Source organism: Halosegnis sp., assembly GCF_042216475.1.
Taxonomy (GTDB): domain Archaea; phylum Halobacteriota; class Halobacteria; order Halobacteriales; family Haloarculaceae; genus Halosegnis.
Map to the genome: position 1 here is coordinate 49,053 of NZ_JBDGTV010000004.1, position 17,792 is coordinate 66,844.

General features: G+C 63.2%; 14 protein-coding genes. 8 read left to right on the top strand and 6 right to left on the bottom strand.

All coding sequences use genetic code 11. The features are described 5' to 3' along the window. Window positions 1-32: 32 nt before the first annotated feature. Window positions 33-2,435, top strand: a complete 2,403-nt coding sequence (gene folP, locus ABEJ63_RS01800; protein WP_375794631.1) for a dihydropteroate synthase — start codon at window positions 33-35, stop codon at window positions 2,433-2,435. Window positions 2,436-2,470: 35 nt separating this feature from the next. Here folP and ABEJ63_RS01805 read toward each other — a convergent pair whose 3' ends face one another. Next, on the bottom strand, window positions 2,471-2,893 hold the full coding sequence (locus ABEJ63_RS01805) for a hypothetical protein (RefSeq protein WP_375794632.1): 423 nt from the start codon (window positions 2,891-2,893) through the stop codon (window positions 2,471-2,473). A gap of 110 nt (window positions 2,894-3,003) precedes the next feature. Here ABEJ63_RS01805 and ABEJ63_RS01810 point away from each other — a divergent pair, with 110 nt between their 5' ends. After that, window positions 3,004-3,561, top strand: coding sequence for a hypothetical protein (locus tag ABEJ63_RS01810; RefSeq protein ID WP_375794633.1), 558 nt, complete (start codon window positions 3,004-3,006; stop codon window positions 3,559-3,561). A 61-nt stretch (window positions 3,562-3,622) separates the two neighbouring features. Next, window positions 3,623-3,838: a hypothetical protein gene (locus ABEJ63_RS01815; protein WP_375794634.1), complete on the top strand. Its 216-nt coding sequence runs from the start codon at window positions 3,623-3,625 to the stop codon at window positions 3,836-3,838. Window positions 3,839-3,893: 55 nt separating this feature from the next. Here ABEJ63_RS01815 and ABEJ63_RS01820 read toward each other — a convergent pair whose 3' ends face one another. Next, on the bottom strand, window positions 3,894-5,687 hold the full coding sequence (locus tag ABEJ63_RS01820; protein WP_375794635.1) for a BCCT family transporter: 1,794 nt from the start codon (window positions 5,685-5,687) through the stop codon (window positions 3,894-3,896). 389 nt (window positions 5,688-6,076) lie between these two features. On the opposite strand from ABEJ63_RS01820, the gene ABEJ63_RS01825 reads away from it, so the two are divergent. After that, window positions 6,077-6,238, top strand: coding sequence for a hypothetical protein (locus ABEJ63_RS01825; RefSeq protein WP_375794636.1), 162 nt, complete (start codon window positions 6,077-6,079; stop codon window positions 6,236-6,238). Here the strand turns inward: ABEJ63_RS01825 and ABEJ63_RS01830 are convergent. The 4 genes from ABEJ63_RS01830 to ABEJ63_RS01845 all read right to left on the bottom strand — a co-directional run bounded on the left by ABEJ63_RS01830 (window position 6,235) and on the right by ABEJ63_RS01845 (window position 13,312). Continuing rightward, on the bottom strand, window positions 6,235-6,678 hold the full coding sequence (locus tag ABEJ63_RS01830; RefSeq protein ID WP_375794637.1) for a universal stress protein: 444 nt from the start codon (window positions 6,676-6,678) through the stop codon (window positions 6,235-6,237). The genes ABEJ63_RS01825 and ABEJ63_RS01830 overlap by 4 nt on opposite strands. A 59-nt stretch (window positions 6,679-6,737) precedes the next feature. Further along, the gene (ilvA, locus tag ABEJ63_RS01835) at window positions 6,738-7,997 is read right to left on the bottom strand and encodes a threonine ammonia-lyase (RefSeq protein WP_375794638.1); all 1,260 of its coding nucleotides are present in this window, start codon (window positions 7,995-7,997) and stop codon (window positions 6,738-6,740) included. Then, window positions 7,994-10,543, bottom strand: coding sequence for an FAD-dependent oxidoreductase (locus ABEJ63_RS01840; RefSeq protein ID WP_375794639.1), 2,550 nt, complete (start codon window positions 10,541-10,543; stop codon window positions 7,994-7,996). Before ABEJ63_RS01840 ends, ilvA begins: the two co-directional genes overlap by 4 nt. Before the next feature lie 180 nt (window positions 10,544-10,723). Then, a complete protein-coding gene (locus ABEJ63_RS01845) occupies window positions 10,724-13,312 on the bottom strand; it encodes an FAD-dependent oxidoreductase (protein ID WP_375794640.1) in 2,589 nt (862 codons plus the stop codon). A 174-nt stretch (window positions 13,313-13,486) separates the two neighbouring features. On the opposite strand from ABEJ63_RS01845, the gene ABEJ63_RS01850 reads away from it, so the two are divergent. The 4 genes from ABEJ63_RS01850 to glyA all read left to right on the top strand — a co-directional run bounded on the left by ABEJ63_RS01850 (window position 13,487) and on the right by glyA (window position 17,786). Beyond that, on the top strand, window positions 13,487-14,434 hold the full coding sequence (locus tag ABEJ63_RS01850) for a succinylglutamate desuccinylase/aspartoacylase family protein (protein WP_375794641.1): 948 nt from the start codon (window positions 13,487-13,489) through the stop codon (window positions 14,432-14,434). 90 nt (window positions 14,435-14,524) lie between these two features. Beyond that, window positions 14,525-15,505: a hypothetical protein gene (locus ABEJ63_RS01855; RefSeq protein ID WP_375794642.1), complete on the top strand. Its 981-nt coding sequence runs from the start codon at window positions 14,525-14,527 to the stop codon at window positions 15,503-15,505. Window positions 15,506-15,564: 59 nt separating this feature from the next. Next, window positions 15,565-16,419: a methylenetetrahydrofolate reductase gene (locus ABEJ63_RS01860; protein WP_375794643.1), complete on the top strand. Its 855-nt coding sequence runs from the start codon at window positions 15,565-15,567 to the stop codon at window positions 16,417-16,419. A 119-nt stretch (window positions 16,420-16,538) separates the two neighbouring features. Further along, a complete protein-coding gene (gene glyA / locus ABEJ63_RS01865) occupies window positions 16,539-17,786 on the top strand; it encodes a serine hydroxymethyltransferase (RefSeq protein ID WP_375794644.1) in 1,248 nt (415 codons plus the stop codon). The last annotated feature ends 6 nt before the right edge of the window (window positions 17,787-17,792 follow it).

The following is a 17,792-nucleotide window of genomic DNA, read 5'->3' on the forward strand; positions in this document are numbered from 1 at the left end:
AGCTTCTTTGACCGACATACGCGGGTGAACGTATGCAGTACCACGAGGCGGCCGACCGGCTTCTCTCGCTCCAGCAGCGCCGGCCGAAACTCGGCATCGAGACGACCGAGCGAATGCTCGCGCATCTCGGGAATCCACACGAGCAGCTCGCTTGCGTGCAGGTGGCCGGTTCGAATGGAAAGGGGTCGACCGCACAGCTGCTCGAGCGGGCGCTCCGCGAGGCCGGCCTCGATATCGGGACGTTCACTTCCCCCGGACTGAACGGCTTTCGCGAGCAGGTGTGTGTCAACGGTCGCCCGATGTCGAAGGCGGCTGTCGTTGAGCGCGTCGACGCGCTAGCGCCGTGTCTCGACCGGCTTCGTGCGGACGACGACGAGCCGACGCACTTCGAGGCCCTCACTGCTGTTGCGCTGGCGCAGTTTGCCGAGGCCGATGTCGACGTGGCCATCCTTGAGGTGGGGATTGGCGGGCGGTACGATGCCACAAGCGCCGTCGATCCCGTTGCGAGCGCCGTCACGAGCGTCAGCCTCGAACACACCGATCTACTGGGTGACACTGTCGCCGAAATCGCCCGCGACAAGGCCCAGGTCGCGCCGAGCGACCAGCCGCTCGTCACCGCAGCGACGGGAGAGGCCCTTGCAGCCATCCGCGAGGTGACCGATGTCGTTACTATTGGCGGCGAAGAGGCTGATGTCCGGGCCATCGAGCACGGGATGGCCTCCGATGTCGAGAGCGAGGTGTCGATCACTGGGCCAGATTGGGCGCTCGAGACTCGACTCGGACTGCTCGGCCAGCACCAAGCGACCAACGCCGGTGTCGCTGCGATGCTGGCCCGGCAAGTCGCCGACATTGCACCGTCGACGCTCGCGACGGGGCTCCGGAAGGCACACCAACCCGGCCGATTTGAGACCGTCGACACCGACCCGCGGGTCGTGCTTGACGGCGCGCACAATCCAGCGGCCGTCGAGACGGTCCGGCGCCTCCTCGACCGGTGTACCTACGAGAATCTCTACGTGGTTTTCGGCGCGATGGCAGACAAAGAGTACGGGCGGATGGTGGAGCAGTTGCCGGCGGCTGAGGCCGCGTTCGTCACCCGACCTTCCGTCGACCGCGCGGAGGAGGTGATCCGGCTTGCGGATGCCTTCGACGGACGGGCGGCTCGCGTCCAGAAGGTAAGCTGCGTACCGGAGGCGACAGAGCGGGCGCTTGCCGCTGCAGACGAGTCAGACCTGGTATTGGTGACCGGCTCGCTATACGTCGTTGCGGAGGCGCGCGAGCGCTGGACACGGACCGTTGTCCCAGTCTCGGGCGATGGCTCAAAGGTCGCTGCCTCGCTTGCTGGGGCGACGTACGAGGCTGACGCCGCTGACGCCGTCGACCCCCGCGTCCTACGGGTTCGGCTCCGACGCGGCCAGGCCACGGTCGTCGCAGAGCAGGCGACAGCCGTCGGCGTCGAGTGTCGACAATCGACCATCGGCACGCCGCCGAAGCACGTCGAGACGGTCCTCGCTGGGAGCCGTCGCGACCTCCACGCACTGGCGAGCGCCCTCGACACCGATGACAGAGGCCTGCGGCGGCTTGCAACGCAGATCGAGACGGCTCTCTCCCCACCAGACCGTGCTGGTCCCCTGCCTGTGGACTCGACTGCGGTGATGGGGATTCTGAACGTGACGCCGGACAGTTTCCACGACGGTGGTGAGTACGACAACCGGGAGGCGGCGGTGGCCCGCGCGAAGGAGTTGGTCGCCGAGGGCGCTGATATCGTCGACGTCGGTGGGGAGTCGACCCGGCCTGGCGCCGATCCCGTCCCTATCGAGGAGGAAATCGACCGTGTCCGGCCGGTTGTCGAGGCACTCACGTCGCTGGACGTGCAAATCTCGGTCGACACGCGAAAGGCAGCGGTCGCACGGGCAGCACTGGAGGCAGGCGCAGACATCATCAACGATGTCTCCGGACTTGAGGATCCGGAGATGCCGTTCGTCGTGGCTGAGTACGATGCTACACTCGTTCTTATGCACTCCATCGACACACCGGTTGATCCGTCGAACGACCCCGAGTACGACGATCCCGTGGATGATATCCGCGAGAACCTCTCGGAGCGTCTTCTTGCGGCTGAGCGGGCCGGGCTCGACCGCTCGCAGATTATCGTAGACCCGGGAATCGGGTTCGGGAAGACCGCCCGCGAGAGCTTCGAACTGCTCGGTCGCGTCGGCGAGTTCCGCGCACTCGGCTGCCCCGTGTTGGTTGGCCATTCGCGTAAGTCGATGTTTGCGAACATTGCTGAGACATCAGACGAACGGCTGCCACCGACGCTCGCTGCCACGGCGCTGGCCGCCGAGCAGGGCGCAGACGTCGTTCGTGTCCACGATGTCGCAGAAAATGCCGCCGCCGTGCGGACCGTAGAGGCAACCGCGTTCGATTCTCAGAACGGATAGAGGCGAAGAGCCTTGGCTTCAGCCCCAGACGGAGGTTAATCTGAGTATGAGTGTTTGAACTCCCAGTGATACCGACAGCCATCACAGGTTGCCCACTCGACGATGTCGAGTGATTCTGGATGACGCTGGCCGTGGGTCATCTCACTGCGGCACACCGGGCAGGTGAGACTCTTCAGTTCAAGGTCGGGGAACTCCTCGTGGCTGAACTCTGCAACGCATCGCGGACAGTCGATATTGTCTCGTGCGTTGTGCTGGAGGATATCTGCCTCACACCGAGGACACTCGAGGGTCGCAGGCGGTCGCTTTGCCCAGCCGTTGTCGCCGTCATGGGTCGTGGTCGCTGTATCTACTGCCGACAGCCGGAACTTGTTGGGACCGTCGCCCCGCTGGAGCGGTGCGATGATTCGCTTGCCGGCTCCCTTGACCCCGCGAAACAGGGTCTGTAACGCATCTGTCACTGTGTGGAAATACGACCCTCAAGGCAATAAGTGCCCCGCCAGCTACACCCAGTCAACCGTTCGCTCCGGACGGTCGACAGCTTTTCACGCCGATACATACAGGTCTATGCGTGGACTCTCCGCCTGTGTCTTTACCGGTCGCGCAGCTCGATGGTCCCGGCGCACTCGTCGCACTGTCCGGTCCCACTCAGGCCGCGCTGTCGTTCGTATTCGTCTTGGCCGTCGGAGCGCTACTTGCGAGCCAACGTGGTCCGACTGTCGACCGCGCTATCGACCGGACACTCGACGGCTCACCGGCTGCCGTCGTCTACGGGGTGATGGCGTTTGCGCTAGTCGTCTTCCTCGGTGGCTACCTTGTCACACAGGTATCCCGAGTCGGCGGTGAGGCCGGGCGGCTTGGCGGGACGCTCGTGGTTGGCGCCGCCGTGCTAGCGCTTGCGGGCTACGGTTATCTCGTCGTCGGCGCGTACCTCACGGAGATCGAGGGGGAACGACGCGTCTTCCATGGCGCGGTCGTCGGCGCGGCGCTCAGCGCTGTGCCATGGCTACTGCTGTCGACGCCGTTCGCCGTCGGTGTTTGGCTCCTTGTCGCCGCTGTCGGCCTCGGTAGCCCGACCCGACACTGGATTCACGGCGCCCGGACAGTCGAGTCAGAAGCGCGGCGCTGACTGTCCTGCGCGGTACAAATGAACGGGTAACGTTCTTTTTGTGGCGGCACGTGCCGTCGGTATGGTGCCGCTCCAGGCGGTCGGTGACGGGCTGGTGGGGTCGTTCGCGCAGGTGGCCGTCACGCTCGCGACGCTGGTCTTACTGTTGATGCTCGTCGCGCTGGGGGCATTCGCGTATCGGAACCTTCGTGGAGATGGTGTTGAGTGGCCGGATGAGCGCGAGGGAGGCGACGAACCGCGCCGGGGCGAGGACGACGAGGAGTGGGACTACTACTAAGGCCAGCTGCGGCGCTATTCAGGTCGAAATAAAAAACCGAGACTGACTACAACCGTCAGTCGCTGCTGGTTGCGTCGTCGTCCCGGACATCGGTCACCATCTCATCGCCCGCGGTGACCACGTCGACATCGCCCTCTGCAGTCATGTCCTGAATGCGTTCCGCGAATGCCTCGGATTCGAGGATCTCGTACTCGTTGTCGAGCCCGAGATACACGGTGTAACACATCAGACACAGAACGACTGCGAACGGCAGTCCGGTCGTGATGGCTGCCGTCTGGAGTGCGGTCAGACCGCCACCAATCAGCAGGACAGCTGCGACGGCGCCCTCGGTGACCGCCCAGAAGATACGCTGGACCTTCGGCACATCGTGCTTGCCGCCCGAGGTCAGGTGGTCAATGACCAGCGACCCCGAGTCGGACGAGGTGACGAAGAACGTGATGACCAGCAGCGTGGCGAGCAGTCCCGACACCGCACCGAGCGGGAACTTCGACAGCATGGAGAACATCGCGATCGTCTGTCCTTGGTTGATGACAGCCGACGCAATCCCGCCGCCGCCCTGGAGTTCGACCCACAGCGCCGACCCGCCGAAGGTCGACAGCCACAGGAACGAGAACAGGGCCGGCAGGAACAGCACGCCGAGAACGAACTCACGGACGGTCCGTCCCTTCGAGATGCGCGCAATGAACATGCCGACGAACGGCGACCACGCAATCCACCAGCCCCAGTAGAAGACGGTCCAACTTCCCATCCACCCTTTCACCGTGTAGCCGCCCAACGCAGCCGCACCGCCGACGGTACCGGTGAAGAAGGCGAGGTTCATGAAGTTGCCCAGGTACGTTCCCAGCCCGTCGGCGAGGGTGCCGAAGATGTACACCGTCGGTCCGACGATGAGCAGGAACGCTAGGAGGGCGAACATCAGGTAGAGGTTGATGGTGCTGAGCCGCTTGACACCGCCGTCAAGACCGGCCGCGACGGATGCCGTCGCGATAGCGGTGATTCCAGCGATGAGCAGCACCTGTGGAATCGTCCCAGTCGGGATACTTACCAGTCCAAGCGTATCACCGAGCACGAACGACAGCCCCGTGTTCACCTGTGCAACGCCGAGGCCAAGCGAGGTTGCCAGGCCGAACAGCGTGGCGAACACCGTCACGAGGTCAATCAGATGGCCGGGCCAGCTGTAGATACGCTCGCCGAGCAGCGGCCAGAAGATCGACCGGAAGGTGAGCGGAAGTCCGCGGTTGAACGAGAAGAACGCCAGCCCAAGGCCGACCAGTCCGTAGATTGCCCACGGGTGGAAGCCCCAGTGGAAGAACGTCTGTGCCATGGCGGCATTCGCGGCTGCTCCCGTCCCGCCCGCGGCATCGAATGCCGGTGGGACGACCATGAAGTCGGAGGCGCTACTGCCGAAGTGCCACATCGGCTCGGCGACGCTGAAGAACATAAGGCCGATTCCCATACCGGCACTGAACAGCATCGCCATCCACGAGAAGTCGCTGAACTCCTTCTCAGCCTCAACACCGCCGATACGGATGTTCCCGTACTTGCTGAACGCGAAGTAAAGGATAGTGCCGATGAAGAGGTTCACCGCGAGGATGTAGAACCAGCCGAAGGTGCTATTAATGAAATTGAACACCGCGGTGTAGGCACTTGAGGCCTGATCCCCGAGCCCGATGGTGAGCGCGATGAACGCCGCGATGATTACCAGCGCTACAGGGAAGACGACCGGGTGAATATCGAAGCCGAATTTCTGTATGTTCGTGTCCCCCGGTTCACGGTCCGATTCCGGGTGGAACAGCTCTACTTGCAGTCCGTCGGACATCTCGCCCGTGGTCTCGTCAGCGTCTGACATTCGTTATTCCCCCATACTGTGGTGTTTCATATGCATTGTTTATTCATCCGTCCGTCTGTTATACGCCGTGCTATGCAGCGACACCGCCGATGGTGCCGACTGTGTGCCTAACGCGTGCCAATGGTACACAACGTCATCACCATGCTTGGCCGATTCACTGATAAATGTTATCCGCACCCTAGTGTCAACCCAAATATTTCGGCCTCTATACGGACGCTGACGGCCGATTTGTCTTTATTTCTTTTCTGAAAGTAGAAATAATTGGGTGGCGACCAGTTCATCACCGCCTATTCTCCGCTCATGAACGGAAGATGTCATGTTGTGTTTCCCGCCATGTTGGACGGACGCGGGGGGAACACACTTTGTGCCGCCACACGGCTACGCGAGACATGGCCAACGTACCGGCGACTGGGGCGGCCGCACTCGCAGTTGTGCTGATCGGCGCCGCGCTGTTCGGGATGGCAAACGGCAACCTCCGGCTGGCCGGCTTCAGCTTCCTGTGTGCCAGCCTCACCATCTACCTCCGCGAATCGTATTTGCTCGACGCTTAGACCTCGTCGACACGCATCCGCTGGGTAATGACCGGGACCGTCGCGCTTCGGACGACCTTGTCGGCGGTACCGCCCAGGATGTTGCCGAGCTTGCCGCGGTAGGCCGATCCCATCACGATAGCGCCCATCCCTTCCTCGCTGGCGTAATCAACGATTTCGTCGCTCACGGAGCCGCTGCGGATTACTGTCGTGCAGTCGACCCCGTGTTCTGCCGCAATGTCCGAGATTTTGTCCAGCGCCTCTTGACCGTACTCCCGATAGCGCTCGCGCACCTCCTCTTCGTCGTCACGTAGGGCGAGCGCCCGCGGCGCCCCCGGTGGACTGACGACGTACAGCGCGTGGACCTCGGCCCCAAGCGCCGCCGCCAGTTCTACGCCGTGTCGCGCGCCTTTCTTCGCCTCGTCACTCCCGTCGTACGGTATCAGAATCGTCTCGTACATATGTCAGACCCACATACCACATCCCCGACCGTGGTGAAGAAATTTTCCTCCGGACCCGGTCACGACGGGTTGGCGATATCTTCGACGGGATAGCCGGCCGTCTCGATATCGTCTATGATAGACGCAGCCTGCTTCGCTCCAGTCGTCTCGATATTGAACACGAGGTACGCCTCCCCGACGGTGAGATGGCCGACAGACCGGTCGTGGCGAACGTCGTGGATGTTCGCGCCGTGTGCACCGATGATGCCGGAGAGTTCGGCCATCGTCCCCGGCTCGTCGTCGATGCGCACGCGCAGTTGGATGATCTGCTGGCGGTCGGTCAGCGCGTGAACCAGCAGCGTTCGCATCATCGTCATGTCGAGGTTGCCACCACACAGCACCGGCATCACCGCCTCTCCCTGAACGTCGAGATCGTCGCTCAACACGGCTGCGACTGACGCGGCGCCGGCTCCCTCGACCACCTGCTTCGCTCGCTCTAGCAGCAGCAGAATCGCCTGTGCAATCTCCGCGTCCGTGACGGTGACCACCTCGTCGACGTTTCGCTGGATGATGTCGAGCGTCCGCTCGGAGATACCGCCGGTCGCGATACCATCCGCGATGGTATCGACAGAGTCGAGCGTGACGGGCATCCCCTTGTCGAGACTCTCGTGGACCGTCTCCGCGCCCGTCGCCTGCACGCCGACGACGCGCGTCTCCGGTGACAGGTGCTTGACGGCCGTCGACACGCCGCTGATGAGTCCGCCACCACCGATCGGGACGACCACCGTGTCCACGGCCGGACAGTCGTGGTACATCTCGATGCCGAGCGTCCCCTGACCGGCGATGATATCGGGATCATCGTACGCGTGGACGAACTCGGCGTCGCTTTCCGTGACGAGCTGTTTGGCGTGTGCCATCGTCTCCTGGAAGTCCGTACCAACAAGCTCGACGGTCGCGCCGTAGCCGCGGGTCGCGTCGACTTTCGCTTGCGGGGCCCCCTTCGGCATACAGATGGTCGCGTCGGCCCCACATCTGGTCGCCGCAAGCGCCACCCCCTGTGCGTGGTTCCCCGCGCTCGCGGCGACGAACTCCTCGACGCCGTCGGCGGTATCCTGGCTAATCTTGTTGTACGCGCCCCGTGTCTTGAACGAGCCGGTCCACTGGAGATGCTCCATCTTCAGGTAGACATCCCCGCCGACGAACTTGCCCAGCGAGGTGCTCCGCTCGACTGGCGTCTGTTTGACCACCTGGTCATCGTCAAGTCGCTCGCGGGCACGCTCGACGTCAGCGTACGTGATTTCCGGCTCCGTCGCAGCGGCGTCAGATTCGGAGGCAGTCATCTGGTGAGCCTCTCACGGCCTGGGTCGAACAGCGGCTCGTCGCGGACCGTCGCGTCGTACGTCTTGCCCTCGCACTGCACCTGCACCGAGGTACCAGCCTCGGCGTGCTCGCTCGGGAGGTAGGTGTAAACGATGGATTCCCCGATCGTGTAGCCGAAGTCACCAGCCTGTACGTAGCCGATCGCCTCACCATCCTTCAGGATCGGTCGGCCGCTTAGCATGATATCCGTCGAGTCATCAAGCGTAAGCGGTGTGGCACGGTTGTCGATGCCGGCAGCCTTCGCCTCCTCAAGCGCGTCCTTCCCGATGAAGTCGGTGTCCGTGTCGACGGCGAACGGGAGGCCTGCCTCGTAGGGATTCGCGTCCGTGTCGATATCGGTTCCCCACAGGCGGTATCCCTTCTCCAGCCGCATCGAACTCAGCGCACCAGCGCCCATCGGGCGGACATCGAGATCTTGGCCAGCCTCCCAGAGGACATCCCACAGCCGGCTTGCGTACTCGACGGGTGCCCACAGCTCCCAGCCGAGTTCACCGACGTAGGACACGCGTAGGGCGATAACGGGCACCTCGCCAACGTACATCTGCTTGGCCCCAAAGTACGGGAAGCCCTCGTTGGTCACGTCAGTATCGGTAACTCGCTGGAGCAGGAGCCGCGACTTCGGCCCCCACAGCCCGATGGTCGATTTTGCGCCCTCCTCAACGTCGACCGCGACGGTGTCCGGCGCATGGTCCTCGAGCCAGCCGCCGTGGATGCCCGGCGAGTTGCCGCCGCCGGTCGTCACCATGTACTCGTTGTCATCGAGCTTGACGACAGTCACATCTGCGAGGATACCCCCGCCTTCGTTCAATAGTAGTGAGTAGCGCACCTGGCCGACGTCCATTTCGACATCGTTCGAGCAGACTCGCTGAAGGAACGACTCGGCGTCGGGCCCCTCCACGGTAATCGACGCGAAGGAAGTCATGTCGAACATCGAGGCGTGCTCACGCGTGTGGAGATGTTCGGCGGCCTCGATGGGCGACCGGTTGATTGCCTGCCAGCCGTCCTGTTCGGGAATCTGATCGTCGTACCGGTCGACGAGGTCGGCGTTCGACTCGTAGTACTGCGGTGTCTCCCAGCCGCCTGACTGGTAGAACTCCGCCCCCAACGCCGCCTGCTGGCTGTGGAACGGGCTTGTTCGGAGCCCACGGTGGTCGTCGGGCTGCCAGCGCGGCTCGACGATGCTATACACCTGCTCGTACCGCTTGGCACCTCGGTCGACGAAGTAGTCCGGCTCGCCGGCGTGTGGTTCGAACCGGCGCACGTGGATGCCACCGGTGTCGACGGGTCCTGATGGGAGCCGCGGAACCCCCGTCTCCATCCACTCGGCGAGGATATGTCCATAGCCCGCCGAGTGGGTCCACCAGATAGCAAGTCCACTCCACAGCCCGTCGACCTTCGTCGGGCCGACCGCTGGCATCCCGTCCGGGGTAAACACGAAGATGCCGTTTTCAGTGGCCTCGTACTTGAGGTCGGCTGTCGCGGGCAGCAGTTCGTCGAACGCCTGCTTGGCCGACTTATCCCGCCCGCGGTGGGTTGGCGTCTCCCAGTGCTCGCGGGTGAAGCCGCGTACAGATGCCTGTCGCTCCTCGCTGTTCTTCCCCATCGCCTTGGGGTCGACCGAGAGCGTTTCGTGGTTGTACGACCCCATCCCGAGTGCGTCGCCGTGGTTCCGGAAGTACAAGGAGTGGTCTTGGTCGCGGCCGACTGGCAGGGTTGGCCCCTCGCTCATATACTCGGCAATCGAGCGGTCCCCCGGCACCTCCAAGCCGGTCGTGTTGTCCCCGACGGCGGTGTCGAATTCGGCAAGTTCGTCCATCGGTTCGGTGACGACATACTGGTGTTCGACAGGCGCGATAGGCAGATCGAGACCGGCCAACTGTCCGGTCTGGTAGCCCCAGTTGTTCGTCGCAATCACACACCGCTCACAGTCGATTCGGCCACAATCCGTCTCGACGGCTTGTACGCCGCCGCCGGCGACGTCAATGTCCATCACCTCGGTATCACCGAAGAATGCCGCGCTCGACTGCTCCATATACCACTGGAGTGCGCCGATCCCGTCGACGCGGCCGTCCGTCGGTGAGTAGTAGCCGCCGAGAATCTCGTCGGCATCAACCAGCGGGAGATGCTCGCTCACCTCGTCGGGTGACAGCAACTGTGGATCGGGGAGCCCGTAGGCTGTCGCCCACTCGACGCGCCGCTGGAGGAAGTCCATCCGCTCTTCCGAGCGGGCCACTTCGATACCGCCTACCTCGTCGTAGACGCCTGCGTCCGACAGCAGTCGGCTGGTGTAGTGGGCTGCCTTTGTCTGTATCTTCGACGGTGATGTCTGGAACATGATGCCCGGTGCGTGGACGGACGAGCCGCCAGTAACCGGGAGTGGCCCCTGATCAACCACGACGACATCCTCGGCGCCGCGTTCCGTCAGATGGTAGGCGACACTGCACCCGACGGCTCCGGCGCCGATAATCACTGTCTCGGCCTCTGTAGGGAGTTGTCCCGCGCTCATTGCTCTCTTAATGGCGTCGGTGCTCGCCGGGATAAATACACCGGTGGCCTTGACTGTGAGGCTCCAAAAACGGACGTATCAAGGCCTGTAGCCACCGAATAGCCGAACGGCGGTCTAGTGTGGCGCGGGCGGGTTGTGCTGCCACAACGTGACGGTCAGCGGATACGACGTGGAGCCGACTTAGACTAGCGGTTCCTCGCGGACAGTCGCGTCGTAGCGGTCGCCCTCGAACAGAACCTCGAGGTCGGTGCCCGGCTCAGCATACGCCGGCGGCAGGTACGTGTAGGCGACGCAGGCGCCAGCAGTGTAGCCGTATTCGGCGCTGTGGACGTAGCCGAGCGACTCGTCCTCGCCGGGTGCGAAGACGGGTCGGTTGTCCAAGATGGTCGCCTCAGGATCATCGAGGGTAAGACATGCCACTTCGTGGCGCGGCTCGCCGCCGTCTGCGGCGGCCGCGGTCGGCTCTGTGAGCGCGTCCTTTCCGATGAAGTCGGTGTCTGTGTCGACCGCCCAGCCGAGGCCGGCCTCGTAGGGCGTGTGCTCCGTGTGGAGATCCTTCCCCCACAGCCGGAAGCCCTTCTCGATGCGAAGCGAGTCGAGCGCGCCGTTGCCGTATGGCCGGATGTCGTACTCCGCCCCCGCCTCGAGGATGTGCTCCCAGAGCCGCTCGCCGTACTCGGAGGGGGTATACAGTTCCCAGCCGAGTTCGCCGGCGTAGGAGACCCGCAGCGCGGTGACTGGGACGTTCTTCACGAAGAACTGCTGGCTGGTGAAGAACGGGAACGCCTCGTCCGAGAGGTCAACGTCGGTTACCTTCGAGAGCACCTTTCGCGCGTCGGGGCCAGTACACACCATCGCGGCGAGACTCGAGGTGACATCGTTTACGACGACGTCCTCCGGTGACTGCTCGCGCACCCACGCGACATGGTTGTTTCCGACCTCTCGGCCCGTCGTCAGGAGCAGATAGCGATCCTCATCGACGCGGGTGACGGTAATATCGGCGCGGACGCCGCCGCCTTCGTTGCACATCAGCGTGTATTTCACCTCGCCCACGTCGATGGCCATATCGTTGGTGCAGAGCCGCTGGATGAACGCGCTGGCGTCGCGCCCGACCACCTCCATCTTGTTAAAGGAGGTCATGTCGTGGAGTCCGACGTGGTTGCGGACGTGCAACGCTTCTGCGCCCTCAATCGGGGACCAGTACTTCCCTTCCCAGCCGTTGCGGTCGGGTATCTCGTCTTCGTACTTCTCGACAAGGTCGGCGTTCGACTCGAACCACTGTGGCTCCTCCCAGCCGGCCTCGGCCCACAGCTCTGCGCCCATCTCCTTGTGGGTGTGGTACATCGGCGTTCGGCGGATGTCCCGCTGAGTCTCTGTCCACACCCACTTCGGGTGCATCACATTGTAGACGATGCGATACTCCTCTGCGCCGATATCGCGGGCGAAATCCCAGCTCCCTTCGTGGTCGTCGAACCGGTTGACGTCACAGTGTGCGAGATCGATCGGTCCGTCGTCTAACTTCGGGACACCTGTCTCCATCCACTCCGCGAGTGCCTTGCCTGCCCCGCCGGCGTGCGTGACCCAGATGGCGGCCGCCGTCCACAGCCCGTCGTACTCCTGGACAGGCCCCATCACGGGCAGGCCGTTGGGCGACTCCGCGAACATTCCGTTGTATTTAAACTCGAGATCTGCCCCGGCCGTGGCCGGCAGCAGTTCGTCGCTGGCCTGGCGTGGGGGCTTGTGCGGGCGGTCCGGATGCGTCGCGGTGTTCATGTGATGGTCGGTGAACTCGTGGACTGACCCCTGCTCGCCGTCCGGGTCGTTCCCACCCAGCTCCATCGGGTCCGGGACAATCGGCTCGTGGTTGTACGAGCCGATTCCGTAGGAGTCGCCGTGGGTGCGGAAGTACATCGCATTATCTTGGTCGCGGAGAATCGGCCGGTCTGGGCCGACAAGCAGCCGCTTTGCCTTCTCACCAGAGACGTTCTCGTAGTTCTCGAACAGGGGGTGGTTCGTCACGTCGACGGCGCTCTCGGCAAGCTCGTCGAGCGACTCCGTCATCGTATACTGGTGTTCGACCGGTGTGACCGGCAGGTGGACACCCAACTTCTCGCCGAGCTGGCGGGCCCAGATGTTCGTCGCAACGACCACCTCATCACACTGGATAGTGCCCCGTTCTGTTTCGACCGCCGTCACCGACCCACCGTTGGTCTTCACGTCCTCGGTTCGCGTGTGGGGGACAAATCTCGCACCCCGATCGATGGCCTCGCGGGCGAGTGCGTCACAGGCGATGACGCCCGATACCTGGCCGTCCGTCGGCGAGTAGTAGCCGCCGAGGATCTGCTCTTCGTCCACGAGCGGCAGATGGTCGGTGACTTCCGACGGCGAGAGCAGTTGTGGCTCTGGGATGCCCCACGCCTTTGCGTGTTCGACGCGCCGCTGGAGGAACGCCATCCGTTCCTCTGAACGAGCCACCTCGATACCGCCGGTCTCGTTGTACGCTTGCTTCCCGTCTGCCCCTTCCAGTTCGGAGTAGAGCGACCGGCTATAGTTCGCGAACTGGCTGAGCGTCTTCGGCTCTGCCGTCTGGAACATGATACCGGGCGCATGCGTGGAGGAGCCGCCGGTGGTCGGCATTGGTCCCTGGTCGACCACGACGACATCCTCGCGCCCGAGCTTCGTCAGCTGATAGGCGATGTTGCACCCGACGATTCCCGCACCGACGATGACCGTGTCGGCTTCCGACGGGAGGCTCTCGGTAGGGTCCATGAATTCGGTGTAAACGTGGCGCTGGCGGCCGCATATAGCTATCGCCACGCCCGGGACGTCCCTCTACCTATCAGGACAAAAAGAGGAATTGGTTCGGTCTTTACACATCTAGTAATGTAAATAGACCTGTAGCCCCGACAAGTGCTTTTGTCGCTCGCCGTTGCAGACACCGACGTGACCTCCGACCGCGTGACCCACAGGACAGAGCCCCGGCGGCTCGGAACGCTTCCGTCCGGTCAGGACCTCACGGTCACCGTCCATCGGTACGTCGGCGGAGACGGCCCGACCGTGTATGTCCAGGCTGCCCAACATGGCATTGAACTCAACGGGCCGGCCGCGCTCCGCCGTCTCCACGACCGACTGGTTGACAGCCGACTCGCTGGGGAAGTTCGTGTGGTTCCCGTGGCGAACCCGCCGGCGTTCGACCACCGGTCGTACACGTCTCCCGTGGCTTACGACGCGCGGAGTCTCAACATGAACCGTGACTGGCCGGGCGACGAGTCCGGAAGTTTCGGTGAACGACTCGTGAGTCGGCTGTGGCCGCTTGTCGTTGATGCCGACGCCGCTATCGATCTTCACACTGGGACACCGGACATGCTTTCGCACGTCCGATACGCGGGCGACGATGCCTCACAACGGTTAGCGACCGTCTTCGGGACCGATTACCGGCTTGTCGATGAGTCCGAGCCGGACGCCAGCGACACCACGACCGGGAAGTTCCGGATTGCAGCGGTCCAGGCTGGGATTCCTGCCATCACCGCCGAACTGTCGAACAGCCGGACGGTCGCGCCACAGGCGGCCACGACCGGTGCTGACGGCGTTGAGCGAGCGCTCCAGTCGCTGGGAGTACTCTCTGGATCGGTCGCGCCGGCCGACCAGATGGAGTTGCGCGCGTCGCTATCGCCGGTCACTGCGGCCGATTCAGGCCTGTTCGAACCAGCCCCGGACGTCGCCGTGGGGGAGTCACTTACAGCCGAGACGCAGCTTGGCAGGATTTACGACCCCGCTTCTTTCGAGCTGCTGGCGACGCCGACGACCGACGAGGCGGGAGTGGTGTACTCACTGGCACGTGGGACGGTTATCGCGGGCGAGCGGGTGGCTGCACTGGGCGTGCCCTCTTGACGACCCCTCAATTGACCACCCTGACTTGAAGATGTTGGCTATTCCGCACGTAGCGTGATAGTCCATAACATATCATAGGAGGGTAGAAACATGGTTCAACGACCGACGTTCGACGCGCTCTCCGATGTCATGGACGCCTGCGAGTCACACGACAGTTCGGTACAGTCCGTCGAGGTGGCGATGGGAAGTCCGGAGGTGACCGTCGAACTCGTCGTTGACCACACGCCACGGTGTGCTGACGACGGATTGTTTGCGGTTGAAGCCGCTGGCGTCGCGGAAAGCGGCCATCTTGAGGTTGAGTTCACGCCTCCCTCGCTGACGTCGTTGCTGCCGGACGGTACGCCGGTCACCGCCGAACAGGTGACCGATGTCGCTGCGACAGACGAAGGCCGGCTCCGCTGCTCTCATGAACTCACCTTCCGCCCCGAACCGGAGCCGAAAGCCACAGACGACAACCAGCGCGGTCACTCTGCAGATGAACGTGATCACTCGACCGTGGAAGCCGTCGCGGACGGCGGAGCTATCACTGCCTCGTCGCCATCGTCGGCTCCGTCCCCCGAGTTCACAGCCATCCGCGACGAGTCGGTGCCGCCCTACAAAGACACGGAGTATCTCGCGGCACTGTACGAGTCGTGTGCCACCTTCGAGGAGATGAGCCGCCACATCGAGATGGATGTCGTCGCCGAGACGGTCCGTCGCTACATGGTTGATGCCGGGATCCACACGCCGGATTCCTACGAGACGACCACGGATGACACAGAGGGAGACACGGGCGAGCAGGCCGATGCATCCGTGCCCGAACTTCCTGATGAGTCGGCTGTCGCCGACGTCGTCGACCTTCCAACAGGTGTCTCGGTGAGCGATATCGTTGACGCGGTGGTTGACGCGACGACCGTTTACGAGGTCACCCGCGCGCTCGGGGTCGGCCAGAACCGCACGCGAGAACTGCTGGCGGAGCTCGGTCTCCTTGAACAGGTCATGCACCGGCTGACTGACGACCATCGCGGCCGCTCACGCGAGGCGGTCATCGAACGCATTCAGGAGCGCTGTGCCGACGAGTCGGGTATTTAAACGGGTTCGGCTGGCCACCCACATTTAGAAGTCGCCGCCGCCCGAGTGGTTGGTAACGGATGGCCTTGCGAACACAATCGGTGGACAAAGCGGGGGTGGAGGCGCTTCTCACGAGCGCGCGGTTCGAGCTGATGCCGTTCGAGAGCTTCGATGAGGAGATTGACCACCTCCCTGATGGAGCGACGGTCGCAATCACAACCTCGCCCCAACTCGGTATCGAACGTACCGTCGAGAAGACAGAGCAGGCAGCGGCCGCGGGGTACGATGTAGTCCCGCACATTGCAGCGCGGTACGTTGAGGACCGCGCACAGCTCATCGACATCGCTGACCGGCTGGTTGCGGCGGGTGTAACCGACATCTTCGTCCCCGGTGGTGATCGTGAGGAGCCCGCCGGGACGTTCGAATCCGCGTACGAACTGCTGGTCGCGCTCGAGGAGACCGACTACGAGTTCGAGGAGATTGGAATCACCGGTTACCCGGAAGGACACGACTTCCTCGACGACGAAACCCTCGCAGCAGCGATGGATCGCAAAGCACCGTACGCCACCTATATTGTTACACAACTGTGCTACGACCCCGAGGCGGTCATCGCGTGGATCGAAGCGATTCGCGCCCGTGGTGTCGATTTACCGGTCGAGGTTGGTATCCCCGGCGTGATGAACTACAAGCGGTTGATGGAGATTTCACAGAAAGTGGGAGTTGGTGACTCCATCGAGTTCCTTCGCAAGACAACAGGCGTCCTCGGTTTCGTGAAACAACTCGTCGGCTCCCGTGGCACCTACGAACCGGACGACCTGGTCGACGGACTCGCGCCGTACGCAGATGACCCGGAGTACGGACTCCGTGGTATCCACGTGTACACGTTCAATCAGACCCCTGACACCGAACAGTGGCGACGTCGCCGGCTAAGCTAATTCCTATCCCAAAATAACAGTATAGTTACCTTTTGTGGATAGCAGACGGAAGCCAGATACTTCCTGTTTCTCTCACCGCACCGACTAGATTATTATCCGGTCGCTCGTACTAACATAGCATGTCGTACGAGACCGTCCGTGAGACGGACCCGACTATCGCCGATGCGCTCGCCGGCGAACGTCGCCGCCAGAACGAGACGCTCGCGATGATCGCCAGCGAGAACCACGTCTCGGAGGCCGTGCTTGAGGCGCAGGGCTCGGAGTTGACGAACAACTACGCCGAAGGGTACCCCGGCGAGCGCTACTACGGCGGCTGCGTCTACGCCGACGAGGTTGAGTCCGTTGCCATCGAGCGGGCCAAGGAGCTGTGGGGTGCAGAACACGTCAACGTCCAGCCCCACTCGGGCACCCAGGCGAACATGGGCGTTTACCTTGCTGTCCTTGAGCCGGGAGACCGTATCCTGTCATTAGACTTGACACACGGGGGCCACCTGTCACACGGTCACCCGGCGAACTTCACTGGCCAGACATACGAGGTCGAACAGTACGAGGTCGACCCGGAGACCGGTTACATCGATTACCAGGGGCTCCGCGAGACGGCCGAGTCGTTCGACCCGGACATTATCGTGTCGGGCTACTCGGCGTATCCTCGGGAGGTAGAGTGGGAACGGATTCAGGAAGCCGCGGAGGCGGTTGACGCGTACCACCTTGCGGACATCGCCCACATCACGGGACTCGTCGCGGCGGGCGTCCACGAGTCGCCCGTTGGCGTCGCCGACTTCGTCACCGGATCGACACACAAGACCATCCGCGCAGGTCGCGGCGGTATCATCATGTGTGACGAGGAACACGCTGATGCTGTTGACAGCGCCGTCTTCCCGGGCGCGCAGGGCGGTCCAGCGATGCACAACGTCGCAGGCAAGGCAGTCGGCTTCGGCGAGGCGCTTGACCCTACATTCGAGACGTACGCTGAGCAAACAGTTGCGAACGCACAGGCGTTGGCCGACGGGCTGCGAGAGCGTGGCCTCTCGCTGGTCTCCGGCGGGACCGACAACCACCTCGTATTGGTCGATCTTCGGCCCTCGCACCCGGACACGACCGGCAAGGAGGTAGAGGCTGCACTCGAGGAGGCCGGTCTCGTCCTGAACGCGAACACGGTGCCCGGCGAGACCCGCTCGCCGTTCAACCCCTCGGGCATCCGTGCCGGAACCCCCGCCCTCACTACCCGCGGCTTTGGCGAAGCAGCCTGTCGTGAGGTTGCGGACCTCATCGCCGACGTGGTCGAGGCTCCCGACGACGAGCACGTTATCGCGTCAGTTACCGACCGGGTCGACACCCTCACCGACGAGTTCAGACTATACGACTAATCTGCC

Coding starts and splice junctions, on each gene's coding strand:
- folP (WP_375794631.1), top strand. CDS start 33: ATGCAGTACCACGAGGCGGCCGACCGGCTTCTCTCGCTCCAGCAGCGC.
- ABEJ63_RS01815 (WP_375794634.1), top strand. CDS start 3,623: ATGGTGCCGCTCCAGGCGGTCGGTGACGGGCTGGTGGGGTCGTTCGCG.
- ABEJ63_RS01820 (WP_375794635.1), bottom strand. CDS start 5,687: ATGTCAGACGCTGACGAGACCACGGGCGAGATGTCCGACGGACTGCAA.
- ABEJ63_RS01825 (WP_375794636.1), top strand. CDS start 6,077: ATGGCCAACGTACCGGCGACTGGGGCGGCCGCACTCGCAGTTGTGCTG.
- ABEJ63_RS01830 (WP_375794637.1), bottom strand. CDS start 6,678: ATGTACGAGACGATTCTGATACCGTACGACGGGAGTGACGAGGCGAAG.
- ilvA (WP_375794638.1), bottom strand. CDS start 7,997: ATGACTGCCTCCGAATCTGACGCCGCTGCGACGGAGCCGGAAATCACG.
- ABEJ63_RS01840 (WP_375794639.1), bottom strand. CDS start 10,543: ATGAGCGCGGGACAACTCCCTACAGAGGCCGAGACAGTGATTATCGGC.
- ABEJ63_RS01845 (WP_375794640.1), bottom strand. CDS start 13,312: ATGGACCCTACCGAGAGCCTCCCGTCGGAAGCCGACACGGTCATCGTC.
- ABEJ63_RS01855 (WP_375794642.1), top strand. CDS start 14,525: ATGGTTCAACGACCGACGTTCGACGCGCTCTCCGATGTCATGGACGCC.
- ABEJ63_RS01860 (WP_375794643.1), top strand. CDS start 15,565: ATGGCCTTGCGAACACAATCGGTGGACAAAGCGGGGGTGGAGGCGCTT.
- glyA (WP_375794644.1), top strand. CDS start 16,539: ATGTCGTACGAGACCGTCCGTGAGACGGACCCGACTATCGCCGATGCG.